The 16,688-nt window shown below is 38.6% G+C and carries 17 protein-coding genes; 3 read left to right on the top strand and 14 right to left on the bottom strand.

The annotated features are described in order from the left end of the window. Positions 1 to 246 precede the first annotated feature (246 nt). Entirely contained in the window at positions 247 to 1,263 is a 1,017-nt protein-coding gene (gap, locus tag FL972_RS05010) for a type I glyceraldehyde-3-phosphate dehydrogenase (RefSeq protein ID WP_144603992.1), read from the top strand. Here the strand turns inward: gap and FL972_RS05005 are convergent. The 13 genes from FL972_RS05005 to FL972_RS04945 all read right to left on the bottom strand — a co-directional run bounded on the left by FL972_RS05005 (position 1,260) and on the right by FL972_RS04945 (position 13,150). Further along, positions 1,260 to 2,315, bottom strand: a complete 1,056-nt coding sequence (locus tag FL972_RS05005; RefSeq protein WP_144603991.1) for a VOC family protein — start codon at positions 2,313 to 2,315, stop codon at positions 1,260 to 1,262. The two genes, gap and FL972_RS05005, sit on opposite strands and share 4 nt — an antisense overlap. Before the next feature lie 8 nt (positions 2,316 to 2,323). After that, entirely contained in the window at positions 2,324 to 3,016 is a 693-nt protein-coding gene (locus FL972_RS05000) for a TIGR04283 family arsenosugar biosynthesis glycosyltransferase (protein WP_144603990.1), read from the bottom strand. Positions 3,017 to 3,033: 17 nt separating this feature from the next. Beyond that, positions 3,034 to 3,636 (bottom strand): DUF6134 family protein, encoded by a 603-nt coding sequence (locus tag FL972_RS04995; RefSeq protein WP_144603989.1) that lies wholly within the window; start codon positions 3,634 to 3,636, stop codon positions 3,034 to 3,036. Positions 3,637 to 3,675: 39 nt separating this feature from the next. After that, positions 3,676 to 4,284: a TIGR04282 family arsenosugar biosynthesis glycosyltransferase gene (locus tag FL972_RS04990; protein ID WP_144603988.1), complete on the bottom strand. Its 609-nt coding sequence runs from the start codon at positions 4,282 to 4,284 to the stop codon at positions 3,676 to 3,678. Between the two features lie 392 nt (positions 4,285 to 4,676). After that, positions 4,677 to 5,339: a beta/alpha barrel domain-containing protein gene (locus FL972_RS04985; RefSeq protein ID WP_144603987.1), complete on the bottom strand. Its 663-nt coding sequence runs from the start codon at positions 5,337 to 5,339 to the stop codon at positions 4,677 to 4,679. A 1-nt stretch (position 5,340) separates the two neighbouring features. Next, on the bottom strand, positions 5,341 to 6,330 hold the full coding sequence (locus FL972_RS04980; protein ID WP_144603986.1) for a sugar kinase: 990 nt from the start codon (positions 6,328 to 6,330) through the stop codon (positions 5,341 to 5,343). 147 nt (positions 6,331 to 6,477) lie between these two features. Further along, the gene (locus FL972_RS04975; RefSeq protein WP_144603985.1) at positions 6,478 to 7,140 is read right to left on the bottom strand and encodes a hypothetical protein; all 663 of its coding nucleotides are present in this window, start codon (positions 7,138 to 7,140) and stop codon (positions 6,478 to 6,480) included. Positions 7,141 to 7,262: 122 nt separating this feature from the next. Then, positions 7,263 to 7,550, bottom strand: a complete 288-nt coding sequence (locus FL972_RS04970) for a DUF1330 domain-containing protein (RefSeq protein WP_144603984.1) — start codon at positions 7,548 to 7,550, stop codon at positions 7,263 to 7,265. An 11-nt stretch (positions 7,551 to 7,561) separates the two neighbouring features. Beyond that, complete coding sequence (locus tag FL972_RS04965; protein ID WP_144603983.1) at positions 7,562 to 8,947, bottom strand: TolC family protein; 1,386 nt, start codon at positions 8,945 to 8,947, stop codon at positions 7,562 to 7,564. After that, positions 8,944 to 10,299: an HlyD family secretion protein gene (locus FL972_RS04960; RefSeq protein ID WP_144603982.1), complete on the bottom strand. Its 1,356-nt coding sequence runs from the start codon at positions 10,297 to 10,299 to the stop codon at positions 8,944 to 8,946. Before FL972_RS04960 ends, FL972_RS04965 begins: the two co-directional genes overlap by 4 nt. A gap of 3 nt (positions 10,300 to 10,302) precedes the next feature. Then, positions 10,303 to 12,009, bottom strand: coding sequence for a peptidase domain-containing ABC transporter (locus FL972_RS04955; protein ID WP_144603981.1), 1,707 nt, complete (start codon positions 12,007 to 12,009; stop codon positions 10,303 to 10,305). Continuing rightward, a complete protein-coding gene (locus tag FL972_RS04950) occupies positions 11,999 to 12,679 on the bottom strand; it encodes a TetR/AcrR family transcriptional regulator (protein ID WP_144603980.1) in 681 nt (226 codons plus the stop codon). The genes FL972_RS04955 and FL972_RS04950 overlap by 11 nt, the downstream gene beginning before the upstream one ends. Before the next feature lie 87 nt (positions 12,680 to 12,766). Further along, on the bottom strand, positions 12,767 to 13,150 hold the full coding sequence (locus FL972_RS04945) for a DoxX family protein (protein ID WP_144603979.1): 384 nt from the start codon (positions 13,148 to 13,150) through the stop codon (positions 12,767 to 12,769). A 242-nt stretch (positions 13,151 to 13,392) separates the two neighbouring features. Between FL972_RS04945 and FL972_RS04940 the strand changes: the two genes are divergently transcribed. After that, positions 13,393 to 14,910: a BCCT family transporter gene (locus FL972_RS04940; protein ID WP_144603978.1), complete on the top strand. Its 1,518-nt coding sequence runs from the start codon at positions 13,393 to 13,395 to the stop codon at positions 14,908 to 14,910. Here the strand turns inward: FL972_RS04940 and FL972_RS04935 are convergent. Beyond that, positions 14,907 to 15,281, bottom strand: coding sequence for a DUF983 domain-containing protein (locus FL972_RS04935; RefSeq protein ID WP_091653799.1), 375 nt, complete (start codon positions 15,279 to 15,281; stop codon positions 14,907 to 14,909). The genes FL972_RS04940 and FL972_RS04935 overlap by 4 nt on opposite strands. 351 nt (positions 15,282 to 15,632) lie before the next feature. Here FL972_RS04935 and FL972_RS04930 point away from each other — a divergent pair, with 351 nt between their 5' ends. Further along, positions 15,633 to 16,631, top strand: a complete 999-nt coding sequence (locus FL972_RS04930) for an IS110 family RNA-guided transposase (protein ID WP_144602881.1) — start codon at positions 15,633 to 15,635, stop codon at positions 16,629 to 16,631. Positions 16,632 to 16,688 lie beyond the last annotated feature (57 nt).

Here is a 16,688-nt window from a genome sequence, read left to right as displayed (position 1 = left end):
GAATCGAACCCGTGTTTCATCCGTGAAAGGGATGCGTCCTAACCCCTAGACGAACGGACCATTAAAAGATTCAGAAAACGTCCTTTCCTGAAATGTTGTGCAAATATAGAGGCTTGGTTTTAGAATAGCAAAGTGCCCACAAAAATTTCTTCTGTATTTCACCTAAAAACCTGAACCAAAGCAATTAAAATTTCATTTCAATCCCTGTAATCCTTTTTCTAATTTTACGATTCAATAAATAGACTCATGCCATATAAACCCAAGACGAGAATTGCCATCAATGGCTTTGGAAGAATAGGAAGGTATACTGCAAAACTTTTAATAGAAAATCCCGACTTTGAATTAATAGCGATCAATGACTTGGCAGATGATAAAGCCATCGCTCATTTGCTGAAATATGACTCCATACATGGAAAGTTGGATCGAGAGATATCGGTCAATCAATCCATCCTGAATGTTGGTGATCAAAAAATCAAATTACTCAGCCAATCATCTCCCGACAAACTTCCCTGGAAGGAATTGGATATTGATGTGGTTATAGAAAGCACAGGTAGGTTTACTGACAGAGAAAATGCTGAAAAGCATCTTCATGCAGGTGCTAAGAAAGTCATTATTTCAGCACCTTCTCAGGATCCAAGTATTAAAATGGTGGTACTGGGTGTGAATGATTCTATTCTTACAGGAGAAGAGAAGATCATTTCCAACGCATCTTGTACCACAAATTGCCTTGCTCCTATGGTCCAGGTCTTGGAAGAGAACTTTGGAATAGTAAAAGGCTATGCATCCACTGTTCATTCCTATACCAATGATCAAAATCTCCATGATGCTCCTCATAGAGACCTCAGGAGAGCCCGTGCTGCTGCATATAGCATCATTCCTACCACCACCAATGCAGGAAAGGCTTTGGACCGTGTCATGCCTGCTTTGGACGGAAAAATCGAAGCATCTGCCATGAGAGTTCCAGTTCCTGACGGTTCTTTGACGGATTTGATAATTTCTTTGGAAAAAGAGGCATCCGTTGAAGAGATTAATTCTGCATTTGAGAAGGCTGCCCAAGGTAACTTAAAAGGAATCATTCAGGTGGAGAAGGATCCCATCGTCTCCATGGATATTATTGGCAATCCATACTCCTGCATTTTAGATGCAGCACTTACTTCTTCTAAAGGCAACTTGGTGAAGATAGTAGGCTGGTATGACAACGAAGCAGGTTATGCCAATAGGCTAGTTGAACTCGCCAAAAGAATTTCAGTGAATATTCACTAATCTTTGACCCTATTCAATCCTAAGGCCTTTACCATAATATTTGGTAAAGGCTTTTGATTTTCCTTGAGTTTGAAATAAAGTCCCAGTTTTTTAAAAATAGGTACACGGTAAGTCTCCACAAATTCAATCAAAGTACCGTCGAGGTCTTCTAAGTATGAAAACCTTCCTGCGGCCTCTCCCATGTCAAAATTATTCTGGCTATCCACTGTAAAGGCCAAATTCATATCCTGACTTTTGGATTTGAGTTCATCCATTTGATTCACATCAAAGCAAACATGGATAAAGCCCAGGTCTCCCCAATCTCGATTTTCAAATACTGGAACTCCTTTATCCCCTTGATATTCGAGCAATTCAATCTGATTTTGACAGAGAAGTTTGCCAAATGCTCCAGTAGGACTTTGATTATTCTGAAGAAAAACCCTTCTGAATGAAGCAGAATCTAACTTCTGGGTTGGTAGGTCTTCCCATTTTTCAGTTTGATCCAAAAGTTGATGAGGATGCTGTAAAAGGTTTTGGTACAATGAAAGTGACTGATCAATGGAGCTGGTGCCAATAGTTACGCCACAAACACCTCCAGTTAAGGCTTCCGACTGACTAAACCAGGAAGAATTTTCTCTTAGCTCGAATGTGTTCCCGAATGGATCTTTGACAAAAAAGTGTGAAACTCCCAGCGGATCTTTACAAGGCTCAGTCAATATTTGAGCTCCTATTTTCTTCAGATGATTAAAGCAGCCTTCAATTTGTCTACATCGAATTTTAATAGCCAAAATTCCAAGGTTTCTAAAATCAAGATCAAAGTCTGCTTTTTGTGGTTTTTTGGATTCGTATTGCCAAATTTCGAAACCGCCTCCCCCTTGCATATTCATGGCTAAAATGGCATGTCTACTATGCACCTTCCCACTAGTATAGCGAGTCATCAACTTGGCTTCTGCCTTATCCTCAAAGATAGGCACGTTCATGCCAAATGCTTTTCTGTACCATTTCCAGGCCTCGGTTGCATTTTCTACGCCAATACCTACTTGCTGAATTCCATTGATTGAATAACCTGTCATAAGAGCTCCTATCGATGTTTTAATAATTGGAAATAAGCAGATTTAATTTTAGCCGGTGGAAAATTTAGCATGAAGTATGCAAATGCAACCAAGTTGGCTATTTGAACTCTTAACCAGCTGTTTTCGTCGTATTTCCTGGCTGAAACCATAATTGATTTGGGAATAATATGAAAATCTGAAACTGCCTTGATTCTCTTGACCAAATCGAAATCTTCCATAATGCAATATTCTTCATCAAAACCTTTCAATTCTTCAAAGAAGCTTTTCTCTATAAATAAGGTTTGATCCCCACCCCCTGCAAACAGGCCATTGAATCGGGTAAACCAACCATTGATTTTTAGCATCCAACTATCTGAATCAAACTTATAGCGATAACAACCCGCTTTTTTTCCACCGGAAATAGCTAAAGAAATATCCTCAAAAAAACTTTCTTTTGGTCTAGAATCCGCATGCACAAAATACAATACCGAACCCTTAGCTTCAGCAGCCCCTTTGTTCATTTGAGCTGCTCTAGAGGCTTCTGAAGCCAGAATATATTTTACTCCCAGTTGATGACATACCTCTTTACTTTGATCGGTACTTGCTGCATCTACTACCAGGATTTCTCTATCCAATTTGGGAGAATTTTGAATCAACAAAGGAAGCAGTTCCTTTAGATTTTTTTCTTCGTTGTAAATTGGGATGATGATGGATAAAAACATACAAGAATTCTCTTCGCTCAATACACTCTCTGGATTACATAGTTTTTTATGGGGTTTTGGATAATTACTTTATCCAATTCATCACCCTTGTAATGAAATTGATTTCTGTTGCCATCAATTTCTATTTCGAACACATTCGGTTCAACTTCTTTGACTAGACTAACCAAGCCATATGTTTCAGATATTAATAATTGATTGTGCTTGGGTTTTTTGAAATAGAGCTTGCTGACAGAAAGGTCAATTGATTCCTTGACAGGATCTGTGTTTTCGAATTTATAAGTATTTGCATCTACTTCATAGAAATTCTTTTTCCAGATAATTGTAGATAAAAACTCACCCCTATTAGACTTAAGGTCTGCAATTGAATTCAACAATCTGTCTTCTCCATATTTTGCATTGATTAAAAAGTCCACGAATAACTTCCCGAAAAACCAAAAGCTCACACTACTCTTAAGGCTATAATTCGTGTTTAAATTTTCTTTGACTTGTTGAGCTTCCAAATCACCGATTTTGATTCCTGCCACTTTGATATCAAACTGACGCTTTTCCTGGACAGTTTGACTGTAGGAATTGGTAAAAAGAAATATTTGGAAAAATAAAATGAAGAGAATTGCCCTCATTTTTACAGCTAAACGATTGATGCACATGTTCATGATCTCTTACCCATGAAAAACAAACTTTCCCTTGACAAGATCCCAATCAGCTTCGTTGTCCACATCAGATAGTGTGGGAAGCGTTGTAAAAGGAATAGAAAGCTCATTTAACCTTTTCATGGTTTCCGGAGCTACATCTTTGGTACTCCAAGGCATATCTTCAAAAAGTTCAGGGACAAATTTTGACATTCCTAAAAGATAGTACCCTCCATCTCTTGCCGGTCCGATTACGACCTCTTCATTTTTAAGGTCTTTAAATGCTTTCTTTAAAACGCCGGCATCCAATTCGGCACAATCAGTACCTAATATTAATATTTTTTCATAACCAGCTTCAAATAATTCCTCAAAGGCATTTTTCATCCTTTCTCCTAGATCTTTACCTTCTTGTACTCTCAGTTCGTAATGATCCCTGCTTTCTGAATCTGTGATAAAATCCGAAAAATAAAGAAACTTAGGGCAATCTAATTCAAGGCATACCTGATGGGTATATTCTGTGAGAAGTCGGTATACTTTTAGCGCTTCTTCATCTCCGATGGTAGCCGCAAGTCGAGTTTTTACTCTTCCTTTTTGTGCATTTTTTTGAAATATGATAATAGCTGAATTGTAAAGACTCATTGCAGTTCTATTGATTTACTCGTTAGGGATAAAACACATTTCCTTAAGTTTAGAAACTTTAAAAAGTTTTAAACTCAAGGAAAACAAAGGTTAAATAAAATTTTCTGAGGGTGATAAAACCTTAGAAAATCCAAATTAAGAAATAAAATACGAAGTTATCGCCAGGAAAGGATTATATCGACTTCTTGACAGGATGATTTTTCTGATTAAAGTTAAGCTCAAAATTGCTCATGCAGATATGAAACTAGTCCAATACTTTCAAAATAAGTATATAAGGCACTTTGAGCATGATGAATCAAAAATGGATATCGGCGGATGGGTAGTTCTTAAAAAAAAGATTGGACAATCAGAAGCTTTTACAAACATCTTTCTACGTGTATTCAGTTAATGATTTATCGCTTGATCTGTTCAACCAATTTCACAGCCTGATTAAAAGCAATACCTAACTGCTCTAAATTGCCGGATTGAATCCAGTCTTTTTTGATCAACTGAGAACCCAAGCCAACACAAAGCACACCCGCGTCAAACCAAGGCTTAATACTTTCTAAGGTGGGTTCGATTCCTCCTGTAGCAATTATTTCTATTTTTGGCAGCACGGCATGCACAGCCGGTACAAATTCAGGAGTAAGCAAGTTTGCTGGATAGATTTTCACCAACTCAGCTCCAAGTTCCTGGGCTTCCCAAATCTCAGTAACCGTTCCACATCCGGGAACCCAAGGCACATCGTTTCGGCTACAGTATTCTCCAAGTCTTGGGTTCATCACTGGTGCAACAATGAATTCTGCACCCATTTCCAAAAATTCCTCAGCTTCGTATGGATGATAAATTGTCCCTACCCCCAGACTAAGTCCCGGTAATTGGTCTGCCAATTTTCTAAGGCTGGGAAATATTTTTGTTGCTTCCGAACCCCTATTAACTAGTTCAATGACCCTGATTCCTGAATCGTAAGCAACCTGCAAAATATTCAGGCAAACCTCCTCACTGGAATGGTAAAAAATAGGCATCAGTCCTGCCAGGTTCATTTGTTTGATAAATGGGCTTTCGGTGTTTCTCATATCATCTTTTGATTTTTCCTGATGTGCCGTCGGCGACCTCCTGAACTTCTTCTATGGAAGATAACAATAAGTCTCCATGCACCGCATGTTTCAGGACTCCTGCAGCCATTCCAAATTCTATCGCCCATTTGGGATCATTTTTTCTGAGGCCAAAAATTAATCCTGCAGCAAATGCATCCCCCGTACCTACTCGATCCAAAATGGGCTTCACCTCATAATTTTTCGAATTCCAAACCTGCACTTTGCTATGAAGTTCTGCATCTAAGGAATTGTGGCTGGCTGAATGAGTTTTTCTATTGGTTTTGGCGATGAACTTCAACTGAGGATACTTTTCAAAAGCATAAGCCTTGGCCTCATTAAAGTCATTAAAGTTCTTGTTTAAGCATTGATTGAAATCTCTGGTTCCTGCTATCAATACCGAAGAAAGTTCAATTAAATTGGGCATTACTTCATGCGCCATTTTTCCATATTGCCAGAGATTACTTCTATAATTAATATCCCCTGATACTTCAATATTTTTGTTTCTGGCGATTTTCAGAATTCTGTAAGTTAAGTCCGCAGCTTCTTGCGAAATAGCAGGACTTATACCTGACCAATGAACCCAGGAAACTCCTTCTAATTCTTTCTCCCAGTCCTTTTCGCTTCCATCATATTTCGAAAAACTGGAACCGAATCGATCATAAATGATTTTGGAGCTTCTTTGTAAACTTCCATTTTCTAAAAAATACAAGCCCAATCTACCAGGCAAAAAGCTAATTAAACTGGTGTCCATACCACTTTTCCTCAATTCGGATACAGCCCTTTTACCTAATTCATCATCTGGAAAGGCTGTTACATGGGAAACATGTTCTCCCCAATAGGCCAATGCTGCCCCTACATTTGCTTCTGAGCCACCAAATTCAATTTGAAAAGAATTGGCCTGAGCAAATCTTCTATTATCTGCCGGAGATAACCGCAGCATCACTTCTCCTAGAGTGATAATTTTATTCATGAAAAAGAAGGTTGGTTGGTATGAGTTCCAAATTAGAAAATAGCGGGTGAAAGTCCCCCTTCCTTTATGTAAAAAATAGCGGAATCCATTTCAGGTCATAAAAAAAGGCGACCAAAGTCGCCTCATTTACCCAATTCTGAAAATCAATCAATTGATTTTAATTAACGCTGTCACGGTAGACTCTCCTTCTCCATTCATAGGGTTATAATAACCAATTACTTTTCCTGTACCTGTTGCGTTTTCATATTTTTTTGTTCCTCCCACCACAATTAAATCGGCTTCAAACTCCACTCTATCCGGTGCCATTGGAGATGCTACATTAGTTTTACTTTCAAAAAATAGAGCATGCCCAGCCTCATTTACAGTCACGGAATGTACATTGTCAGGTATACCTGTAATTCCAAGATCGGCCAAGTCTTGAGCGAAAAATTGAGTCACTGGTGCACCTTCGGAGGTAGCTGGTCCAGTAATAACTTGGTTGATAAATGAGTAAACATTCCCCATAGTCCGGGCTTTGCCTTTTCCATTACCTGGAAGATAAACTACCCCGTCAAAAGTCATTGGATCTACAGGTACAAATTGACCCTCAACCTCTCCAAGTGCAATAATTTGATTTGCAAACGAGTCTTTATACTCTACCAATCCCCCCTTTTTTAGGTTCTCCCCTCCTTCTGAATCCTTAACTTCAAGAGATTTTTCTAGTGAAGCAGTCTCTTCTAAAGGACCTTCTGTATCTGAAATACAGGATGTTACGATGAATGCTGATGCCAGAATTAGGAAACTCTTAGCAAAGAAGTAATTCTTTTTCATTTGAATAATTTTTAAAGATGATTGAACTTTATGGTTATGTGAAACAAATATTTTCAACGAATTTGGAACGATTAGATATCTCAAATCCATTTATTTGTATTACATACCAATAAAAATGCCAATTATTCAGATTCGATAAGAAAAAATTTGGCTGAGCCAGCTTTTAATCGAATTTCCTTTGCTTTTTGATATTCCTTGGAATTGTACCAGGCTTTTGCACTTTTCCCATCTGGGAACTGCAGCATTACCAATCTATCATGAGTCCAGGCTCCTTCAAGGGCTTCCACAGGTTGTCCGCGTAGCACAAATTTTCCACCATATTTTTCTATAGTAGCCGGAGTTAATTTTTTGTACTCCTCATACAATACCTGATTTGTGATGTCAACTTCAACTATAATATATGCTGGCATAATCTTTTTAATTATTCAAACCCAATACCCGCAGCAAATCTTGCTTTGGCTACAGCAACTTTCCTTTTTGCAATTAATTGGTTCAAAGTCAATCTCGAGTCAAAGACAGATACTTCCCGGGCGTTGACCAAGAACAAACTACTCTCTCCCATGTCAAATTTCCTGATTTCAGCATCCAATAATCTTTGTAGACTGAATACATTTTCAGAGAAGACCTGAACCTGCGTACTCAGGGCTGAAAAATTATTAATCTCTGCTTCTAGTTTGGTTCTAAGTTCCAGTGCTTTGATGTCTCTGGAGTTCTGCTTGAAATCAATTTTAGCTTTAGCCAATCCTAATGAGCCTCGTGCTTTTCTCCAAAGCAATGGAGTATATACTGACAGCCCAAATTTGTAATTGTTCTCAAAAAAAGGTGCATCCTGAAATCCATCGAAAGTTTCGACTAAGAAATTGTATTTGAGTTTCACTACAGGTAGAAGTGATTGAGCTTTGAGCTTTCTGTCAATCTCTAACCCTGCCAACTCATAATCCACCAACTGAATTTCCGGATGATTCGTAATCAGAGTTCTTAATTCCTCAGGGTTTAGGACTAAAGACAAATCGATTTCCAGATTTTCAGGAATTGTCTGCTCATCCAAAACCATGGGAAATCCATCCTCACTCCAAAGAAATGCGCTTAAGAATTGAGTAGCTGCGAAATACTCATTTCTGGCATTTTGTAGTCTATACTGCCTGTTTAACAATTGAGAATAGGCTTCAACCGTATCAATAGCGGCTACGTCACCCTGCCTAAAAGAACTAACAATGCCTTCAAATCGGAATTGAGTTAGCCTTACAGCTTCCACTAATGCTTCCTGATTTGCATAAGTTAATGCCCAGTTCCAATATGCCTCATATCCTCTCAAATAGAGCTCATTAAGCATTCTTGCCCGCTCAACCTCTGTAGATTGTTGATAAATTTGAGCCTGTCTCAAACTTGCCCTTCTTTCATCCAAAATCAATCCTTGGCCCAAATTAACCGCAGCACCTGCGGCAAATAGCCCTCCGGAAGGAACAGTTCTTTCCTCATTCAGAAACTGTCCATTATTCTGTTCAAATGTACCGTTCAACTCAATTCCAGCCCAAGTGGGAATAATTACTCCTGCTTCCCGCTTGTCATAATAATTGGTCTCTTTGTACTGTTTGCTGTCAAGGTCTCCATATACCAATGGATCAAATGCTCCCCTAGCTGTTCTCAATTCCATATCCCCGAATTCCAGCTGGATTTCCGCCTGCCTAGCCATAGGATGATATGCCTGAAGCCAAGAAATGAAGGTTTCCGCTCTCAAGGTATCAGCTGCCTGACCATAAGTCAAAGAGGATAGAAAAAGACCTAAAACGATGAAGAAATATCTCATTTCTTTTCCTTGGCTAATGCATCTTTTTGTTCCTGTGTGTAATAATCAGCCGGGAATCCATTCAACTGACGCCAGATTTCATACCACACAGGTACGTCGTTAAGAAGAGCGATTCCGTCAGCTCCAGATCCTATTCTTAGCATTTCAGGCCAAGCTTCTTCTTCCGGATCTTCTATTACCAAAACACGATATTGATTATTATTTCCTGCAAACTGATCAATTGCGACTACAACTCCTCCAAATGTACCATTGGATATTTGGGGCCATCCGGAGAATACAATTGCCGGCCATCCATCGAAGATAAAGCGAACTTTATTACCCACTTTTATCAAAGGAAGATCAACCGGCTGCACATACATTTCTACTGCCAAAGCAGCCTCAGCCGGTACGATGTTGAGAATAGGATCACCTTCTTTGATAGTCTCGCCTAGACCAACCTGAATCGCTCTCGCTAGGTATCCATCCTGAGGTGCCAGAATATATCTAAAGCCAGTCCTAGCTTCATAATTCGAATAGGTGTTTTCCAGTTTGGAAACTGTAGCTTCCGTATCAAACTGAGAGGACATGGCCGTATACATTTCAGACCTTGCCTTGGCTAATTTATCCTTAAACTCATTGTCAATGGCGCCCAATTCAATCTGAGCGGAAAGAAGCTCGTTTTGACTGGATAAATAATCGTTTTCAGCTGCAATTAATTTGGCATTTACATCCTGAAACTTCAATCTTCTTGATTCCAATTCAGTCAGTGACTGCAAGCCCTCAAGATACAAGGTCTCATAACGTGCAAGCTGCTGCTTTCCAATGTCAAAGTTTACCGAGGCCTGATAAAATTTGATGCTGTCAGATTCTACTTTTAATTCCGCCATTCTGAGTTTATTCTCAGCCTGTTGAATTTTCAAGATATTATTCCTCTCCAAAGCCTGAATCTGAGCCTTCAAAGCTTCCACTTTTTCCCCGTAGGATCTGGCCGCGAAAGTTTTAGCATTGACTTGTTGCTGAGTTCTTGGCAATAATAATGAATCAAAATATTCATCTTTTACTTCAGAAATCCTCAAGATAGTATCCCCTTTTGCCACAAAAGCCCCTTCACTCACATACCATTTTTCGATTCTACCAGCAATGACAGAATGAATGGTTTGAGGCCTTTGATCAGGCCTTAAAGCCGTCACATAACCCTTTGAACGGATATTTTGAGTCCAGGGAAGGAATAGCATCCCAAAGAAAACTAACATGATCACTGTCAAAATCCTGACTCTCTTCTGACTCTCTTTGACAGGCAAAGTCATCACCAAACTTTTGGCCCCACTGAAAGGAATAGATTCCTTGATTCTAATATTTGAAATATTCAGCATGACTTAATTAGAATTTGAAGTGAATGATAAATAGCCCTCATGATTTCCCTGGAAGACATTTTTACCTTGATCCATAACAATAATCTCATCTACCCGCTTAATGGCTTCCTCGTCTTTGGTTACCAAAATCAAGGTCCAATCTCCTTTGATCAAATAATCTAAGATTCGATTTTTTACATCCTCATATAAGTGAAGAAGTGCGTTCTCCATGATGATCGCTTTTGGCTTGCCAATCAATGCTCTAGCCACCAAAATACTTTGAATTATACGCTTTGAAAGACCCTTTCCTTCGGGTTGCAACTTCGTTTCCAAATCATTAGGTAATTGATAGATATACTCTTTCAAATCCACCAATTCTAATACAGATTCCAGTTGCTTATCATCATATTCTCTTCCAACGATAATGTTTTCCCGAATAGTCCCGTGGAAAATCTGCTCCATTTCTAAAACATCACCAACCATGGATCTGTATTTTTCCAATTGAATCATATCAATGGATAAATCATTGACCATGACTTTACCTTCGTATTCTTCATACAATCCAGAAAGTAAAGCCAAAAAGGCACTTTTTCCACTGCCACTCTTTCCAGTTACGGCAACTTTTTTTCCGGGTTCTATGGTCAAAGAAATTCCTTTAAGAATAGGATGGTCCGAATCCTGGGGATGAAACACCACGTTTTCCATTCCAAACTTTAATCCTTTTGGATTAGATACGATTACTTTTTCTGTGCCTCTCGTGTTCTCCAGTTCCAAATCCATTATATGGCCTAGCTTTTCTGTAGCCACCAATGTGTCATACACAGTTTCAAGAGAAAGAATCAACTTTTCTACAGAGTTGACCACCAATACAATGATTACCTCAGCAGCTACAAACTGACCAATACTGATTTGATCGTTAATTAAAAGCAAGCTTCCTGCAACCAATAAACTAGATACGATCAACACCTTAAATGCAATCATGATCTTGTATTGGAAGATCAAAACGGCAAAGTGCTTGGATCTGAAATCCACATAAAACTGCAGGAGTTTATCAGCCCTTAAAATTGGCAAACGAGTATTCCCCACCAATTTGAAGGTATTCATGGTTCTTCCTATTTCTTCCAGCCAATAAGCTGTTTCGTATTTATAAGAAGACTCTTTCATGGCAGTTTCCATACCTCTAGGGCCAGTGATGTAGAAAATCAAACCCAAAATCACGAACAAGGCAATACCAAAAAGAATGAAAGTTGGGTGATAAACTGACAATAACAACAAACCGAAAATCACCTGAAGCAAAGCAGTAGAGAAATCAATCAGAATTTTTGAAAGCCCTTTTTGCAAGTTGACTGTATCAAAAAATCTATTAACCAATTCAGGTCCATATTGTCCATGAAGAATTTCTGCCTTTACCCTTGGCAATCTATAGGCAATGCTCAATCCCGATTTTGTGAAGATTCTCTGTTGCAATTTCTCCATAATTTGGAGCTGAGAAATCTGAAGAAATCCACCAAATGCAACACCTGCTGCCACAATCAGAACCAAAATAATCCAGGATGTTGATATTCTACCTCCTAGAATAAAGTTCAAAATCGCCTGAATACCAAGAGGTAAGGTAAGTGTAATTAAACCATTTAATACGGCATAGAAGTAAATCGAATAAACCTGACTTTTTTCTTCTTTCAGTAATCTGAAAAAGCGCTTAATGGGTGTTATATCGCTATTAGTTGCCATTTTGAATCGTATTTACGACCAGTTGATGAAAGAATTGAAAACGTGAAGCAGCTCCCAAACCATTTTCTGTCATTCCCGGGAGATGCTGGGAATTAAAAGACTGCAATAAACTTGACTCTAAAACAGTGTAAGCCAAGGTTTTTGGGTATTTATAGGAAGGGTTAATTTCCTGAATAATATTGGCTATTCTTTCACCAAACTTGTAAACCTGGGCAAAGATTCCAATTTCATTTTCTACGTCTACTTCTTTTGTTAAAAAACCCTTCAAAGACTCATTTACTACAATATCTCTTAGAATCGAGGGATTCAAATATTCATTTTTGGTAAAGACAGGACCTTCTGAAAGCAAACGAATAGCCATTGATAGTCTCTCTGCCGGATCCTTTAGATTCGCCGTGCTATACACTAAATTATGCTCCATCCAACCCCAATACCAGGCTGTAAGGTAAAGCAGAAGTTTATGTTTATTGTCAAAATACCGATAAATCGCTGCTTCTGTACTTCCGATTTGTATGGATAGTTTTTTAAAAGTAAAATTTTCCATCCCCAATTCCTGTATCAGTTTAGAGCCTTCCTTAACAATGGATGTGCCCAAATCCGAGCTAAATGGCTCTTTTTGATACAAATTAGGATTGACTTCTACTTTGATTTTACTGAGAATAGCCTCCATAATTGGTCTGATTTAAACCCATAAAACGGACAGTTTTGAAAAAGGTTTAGTATCGCTTCGATTTTTGTTAGTAATAATAACAAAAAATTAGGATTGTTTCCAGTAACACATTGGCCAGGCGATTAGAATGGGGTGAATGATCACCAGTCTTACCCATCCAATCCAGTTTGAAACACAAAGACCTCCATCAATGCAAGATCCCTTTTGAATAAAATAAACATGGGATGGAATAAAGGCCAATAGCATTAAAACAATTCCTACAATAGCTAACCTCCTTACCTTTTTGATCAGGAGACCTATCCCAAGAATAATTTCAGCTATGCCTGCCAAAACATTGATGATATCAGCCTTTGAAAAATAATCCGGGATTAATGGGAGGTAAAATTCAGGATTTAGGAAATGATTGATGCCTGCAAATATGTAAAAGCCCGATAGGACAAAAAGGGAATAACGCTTCAAGACTTGTATCATAGTAGTGCGATTGGGATTAAAAGTATATGGATATCCGCTTTCCTACAAGCAACAACAAAATACGCCTTATTGTCTGCTAAAAGGATCAGAATCCGGAAGCTTCGGTCTTCGGTCATCGGTCTTCCAACCAGCCAATCAAAGAAAATCAGGAAACTGGCATGAATGCGGATAATCAGTTAAATGTATATTCATAACTTACAATCCTATAAATTGATTTGAAATCTTTTTAATTGATCATTTGAATGCAGTTTCCTCCCGAGCTTCCAGTAAGAAAATCGGTTTTTTGGCCACCCGTAATTCTGCTCATTTTTGCAGTAGTTCTCTCCATTTTATACCCTGGAGTTTTTGACTTGAAGATGCGGGAGATTCAAAACTGGATACTTATCAATTTTTCACTGGGATTTAGTTGGCTTTCTTTCCTGATGACCCTATTAATTGTATGGGTATTTTTTTCACCTTTGGGAAAATACCGAATAGGAGGAGAAAATGCTAAACCTCGATTACATACTGTTTCTTGGTTTGCAATTGTCCTTTGTACCACTATTGCAGTGGGAATTCTATTTTGGGGAAGTGCAGAACCACTTTCTCATTTTCTCTTCCCTCCTGAGTTCATTCCAATCGAACAACAATCAGAGGCTGCCAAATCATTTGCTTTGGGTGCTCTTTTTTTTCACTGGGGCTTCACTCCTTATGCTATCTACGCAGTTCCTGCTTTGCTTTTTGGATTGATGTTTCATCAAAAGAAGAATAAGTTTCGATTGGGGCTGATGCTTAAGCCTACTTTGGGAACAAAAAAATCAAAACTTTCAGAATCATTAGTAGATATGATCAGTCTCTTTGCTTTGGTGGCTGGGATGGCTGCATCTCTGGGAGCAGGGATTTTGAGTCTTTCAGGTGGGGTTCAAAATATTTTCCCCAATGTAAGTTTCTCTTTATCCTCATCTATAGTTACTGTGCTAATAGTCTTCACATTTGTGATTTCTGCCAAATCAGGCATAGAAAAAGGTATAAAAAACTTATCTCTCTTCAACTTGGGGTTTTTCCTGATTTTTATAAGCCTCTTTTTGATCTTAACTAATGGGGGATTTCTAAAGAATATTATGTTGGGTTTCCAGCAATATTTCTCAAATTTTCTGGATCTCAGCCTTCAAATCTCTGGAAAAAACAAGCAATGGACTTATGATTGGTCTACCTTCAATTTTGCCATATGGATGGCTTGGGCACCTATTACAGCATTATTCTTAGGGAAAATTGCAGTGGGAAGAACAGTGCGGGAATTCCTCTTAGTTTCCTGGTTTTTCCCAGCACTATTTTGTTTGATTTGGATGGGGATTTTTGGAGGAAGTACCCTCGATTTGGCTTTAATATCTCCCGATAAATTTCTAGATTCTTTTGTAGAAAGGGGGCCTGAATCCATCATCTACTTAGTTTTTGAAGAAATTGGATACTATCCCCTTTTTGCAGGAATATTTTTGATTGCCATGTTTATTTCCTATGTCACTGCTGCTGACTCCAGCACCGAAGCCTTGGCCAGTTTAAGTATGAGAGGCGGAGCAGAAGATGATTTTCATGTTCCCAGTTCGATAAAAATCTTTTGGGGAATTTTAATAGGTGCAACAGCCTGGATAATGATCAACTTTTCAGGAATTGACGGAGTCAGAATCCTTTCAGTGATCGGTGGTCTTCCGGCACTTTTCTTTTTAAGTTTGGTAAGTGTAGGTTTAGCTTTGGTCAGTTTCTCCCCGAAAAAATATCTTTAATAGCCTTCCTTATATTTAAGTTTTCCGACTGCATATAAGTACAAAACTTTAGAATATCGGAGCATAGCCGGGAGCAAAACCAAGTTGATCACTACTATGGTTGTCAAATACATCCATAGCTTGGGAACGTCTACCAACACATTAATCGCCACAAAAACTGCTATCACCAATGCCACGGAGAAGGCATAACTGATGTACATGGCTCCGTCGTAAAATCTCGGTTCTGGCTGAAAACTGGCATTACATACTTCGCAGGAATGCTTAATATCAGTCAATTTATTGAAACTAAAGATTGAAACAGAAAAGATATTTCCTTTCCTGCAACGTGGACATTTGGCTTCTACAATTGCGCCTGCGAGACTTTTTGACATCATTATTTATATTTTCTGATTATCCGCAATCATGCCAGTTGCCTTATTTTCTTTGCTTAACTGGCTGGAAGACTGATGACCGATGACCCAGCCACGGCCTTTAGGTTTGCAAAGTAGAATTATTTGAGAAAATCAGAGCTAATATCTTTACGATTATTAAGTGACTCAGATATTGAATAAATTGAAAAAGAATGGGGTGAACTTTCGCCACGGCTAGGCTAGCGACCTCTTGCCAGTATCAGTCCCCATTCTTAGTTGAGTTGCCAGTAACCAGTTAGAATTTTAGGCTTTAGGCCTGTTAAAGGTTTTAGTTTCCGCAACTCTCATTTGTTAAACTTCAATGTCTAAATTATGAAATTCAAATCAATTATTGGAGTCGATGTAAGTAAATCTACACTTGATGCTTATCTGAAGATCAACCAATGCCACGCAGTCTTTGAAAATAATGAGAAAGGTTACCAGGAGCTGGTGGAATGGGTAATGGAAAACTCTGGGTTAATACTCGCAGAAGAACTGCTTTTCGGATTTGAATCCACTGGGATTTATTCTTCAGAACTTGCTTTGTTTCTTGAAAAGCACTCCCTACCATTTTATATCATCTCAGGACTTGAATTAAAGCGATCCTTGGGAATAAGAAGAGGTAAGTCAGACAAGGCAGACTCTAAAGACATAGCTGAATATCTTTATGAAAAGCAGGAGAAGATTATCCCCACTGTTCCTCCCAAAAAGGTCATCCAGGATCTCAAAAAGCTGTTTAATTACAGAGAGCGACTTGTAAAAGACAGAGCAGCTTACATCACCCGTATCAAAGAATATGAAGCTGTAGTTTCAGAAAACAAATTAAAAGTCTATCAAAAATCCAATACCGAAGTAATCGCTTGTTTAGATAAACAGATCGAAACCGTAGAGAAAGAAATAGACAAACTTTTACGCAAAGATGAACTGTTAATGAACCAATATAAGCTGATTAACTCTATCAAGGGCATAGGCCCACAGACAGCTGTTGCACTTATCGTCTTAACAGAAGGGTTTACCCTATTCGATAGCTGGAGAAAGTTTGCCAGTTATGCAGGAACAGCACCGTTTCCCAACCAGTCAGGTACATCCTATCGAGGGAGAACCAAAACCAGTCCGCTGGCGAATAAGAGAATTAAAACACTGCTGACATTATGTGCAGGCACAGCCATCCAATACAGCACTGAGATGAAGACCTATTACAAGAGAAGAACCGGTGAAGGGAAAAGCAAAATGAGCACACTTAATATTATCAGAAATAAACTTATTGCAAGGGCTTTTGCTGTTGTCAACCGAAATTCCAGCTATGTAGACATATTAAAATATGCCGCATGAAAAAAAACTGAAAATCTTCTTGCTTAAACCTTAGAATACTGGCAGGCGAAGCTTCCG

Origin of the sequence: Algoriphagus algorifonticola, assembly GCF_007655305.1 — a bacterium.
Lineage (GTDB): Bacteria > Bacteroidota > Bacteroidia > Cytophagales > Cyclobacteriaceae > Algoriphagus > Algoriphagus algorifonticola.
This window is presented reverse-complemented; position numbering and strand designations above follow the sequence as displayed.

What these genes read in the sequence shown, in the direction of transcription:
- FL972_RS04960 (WP_144603982.1), bottom strand. Translation starts at nt 10,299, where the DNA reads ATGCTGAATATTTCAAATATTAGAATCAAGGAATCTATTCCTTTCAGT.
- FL972_RS04990 (WP_144603988.1), bottom strand. Translation starts at nt 4,284, where the DNA reads ATGAGTCTTTACAATTCAGCTATTATCATATTTCAAAAAAATGCACAA.
- FL972_RS05000 (WP_144603990.1), bottom strand. Translation starts at nt 3,016, where the DNA reads ATGTTTTTATCCATCATCATCCCAATTTACAACGAAGAAAAAAATCTA.
- FL972_RS04985 (WP_144603987.1), bottom strand. Translation starts at nt 5,339, where the DNA reads ATGAGAAACACCGAAAGCCCATTTATCAAACAAATGAACCTGGCAGGA.
- FL972_RS04970 (WP_144603984.1), bottom strand. Translation starts at nt 7,550, where the DNA reads ATGCCAGCATATATTATAGTTGAAGTTGACATCACAAATCAGGTATTG.
- FL972_RS04930 (WP_144602881.1), top strand. Translation starts at nt 15,633, where the DNA reads ATGAAATTCAAATCAATTATTGGAGTCGATGTAAGTAAATCTACACTT.
- FL972_RS04955 (WP_144603981.1), bottom strand. Translation starts at nt 12,009, where the DNA reads ATGGCAACTAATAGCGATATAACACCCATTAAGCGCTTTTTCAGATTA.
- FL972_RS04995 (WP_144603989.1), bottom strand. Translation starts at nt 3,636, where the DNA reads ATGAGGGCAATTCTCTTCATTTTATTTTTCCAAATATTTCTTTTTACC.
- FL972_RS04965 (WP_144603983.1), bottom strand. Translation starts at nt 8,947, where the DNA reads ATGAGATATTTCTTCATCGTTTTAGGTCTTTTTCTATCCTCTTTGACT.
- FL972_RS04945 (WP_144603979.1), bottom strand. Translation starts at nt 13,150, where the DNA reads ATGATACAAGTCTTGAAGCGTTATTCCCTTTTTGTCCTATCGGGCTTT.
- FL972_RS05005 (WP_144603991.1), bottom strand. Translation starts at nt 2,315, where the DNA reads ATGACAGGTTATTCAATCAATGGAATTCAGCAAGTAGGTATTGGCGTA.
- FL972_RS04980 (WP_144603986.1), bottom strand. Translation starts at nt 6,330, where the DNA reads ATGAATAAAATTATCACTCTAGGAGAAGTGATGCTGCGGTTATCTCCG.
- gap (WP_144603992.1), top strand. Translation starts at nt 247, where the DNA reads ATGCCATATAAACCCAAGACGAGAATTGCCATCAATGGCTTTGGAAGA.
- FL972_RS04975 (WP_144603985.1), bottom strand. Translation starts at nt 7,140, where the DNA reads ATGAAAAAGAATTACTTCTTTGCTAAGAGTTTCCTAATTCTGGCATCA.
- FL972_RS04950 (WP_144603980.1), bottom strand. Translation starts at nt 12,679, where the DNA reads ATGGAGGCTATTCTCAGTAAAATCAAAGTAGAAGTCAATCCTAATTTG.
- FL972_RS04940 (WP_144603978.1), top strand. Translation starts at nt 13,393, where the DNA reads ATGCAGTTTCCTCCCGAGCTTCCAGTAAGAAAATCGGTTTTTTGGCCA.
- FL972_RS04935 (WP_091653799.1), bottom strand. Translation starts at nt 15,281, where the DNA reads ATGTCAAAAAGTCTCGCAGGCGCAATTGTAGAAGCCAAATGTCCACGT.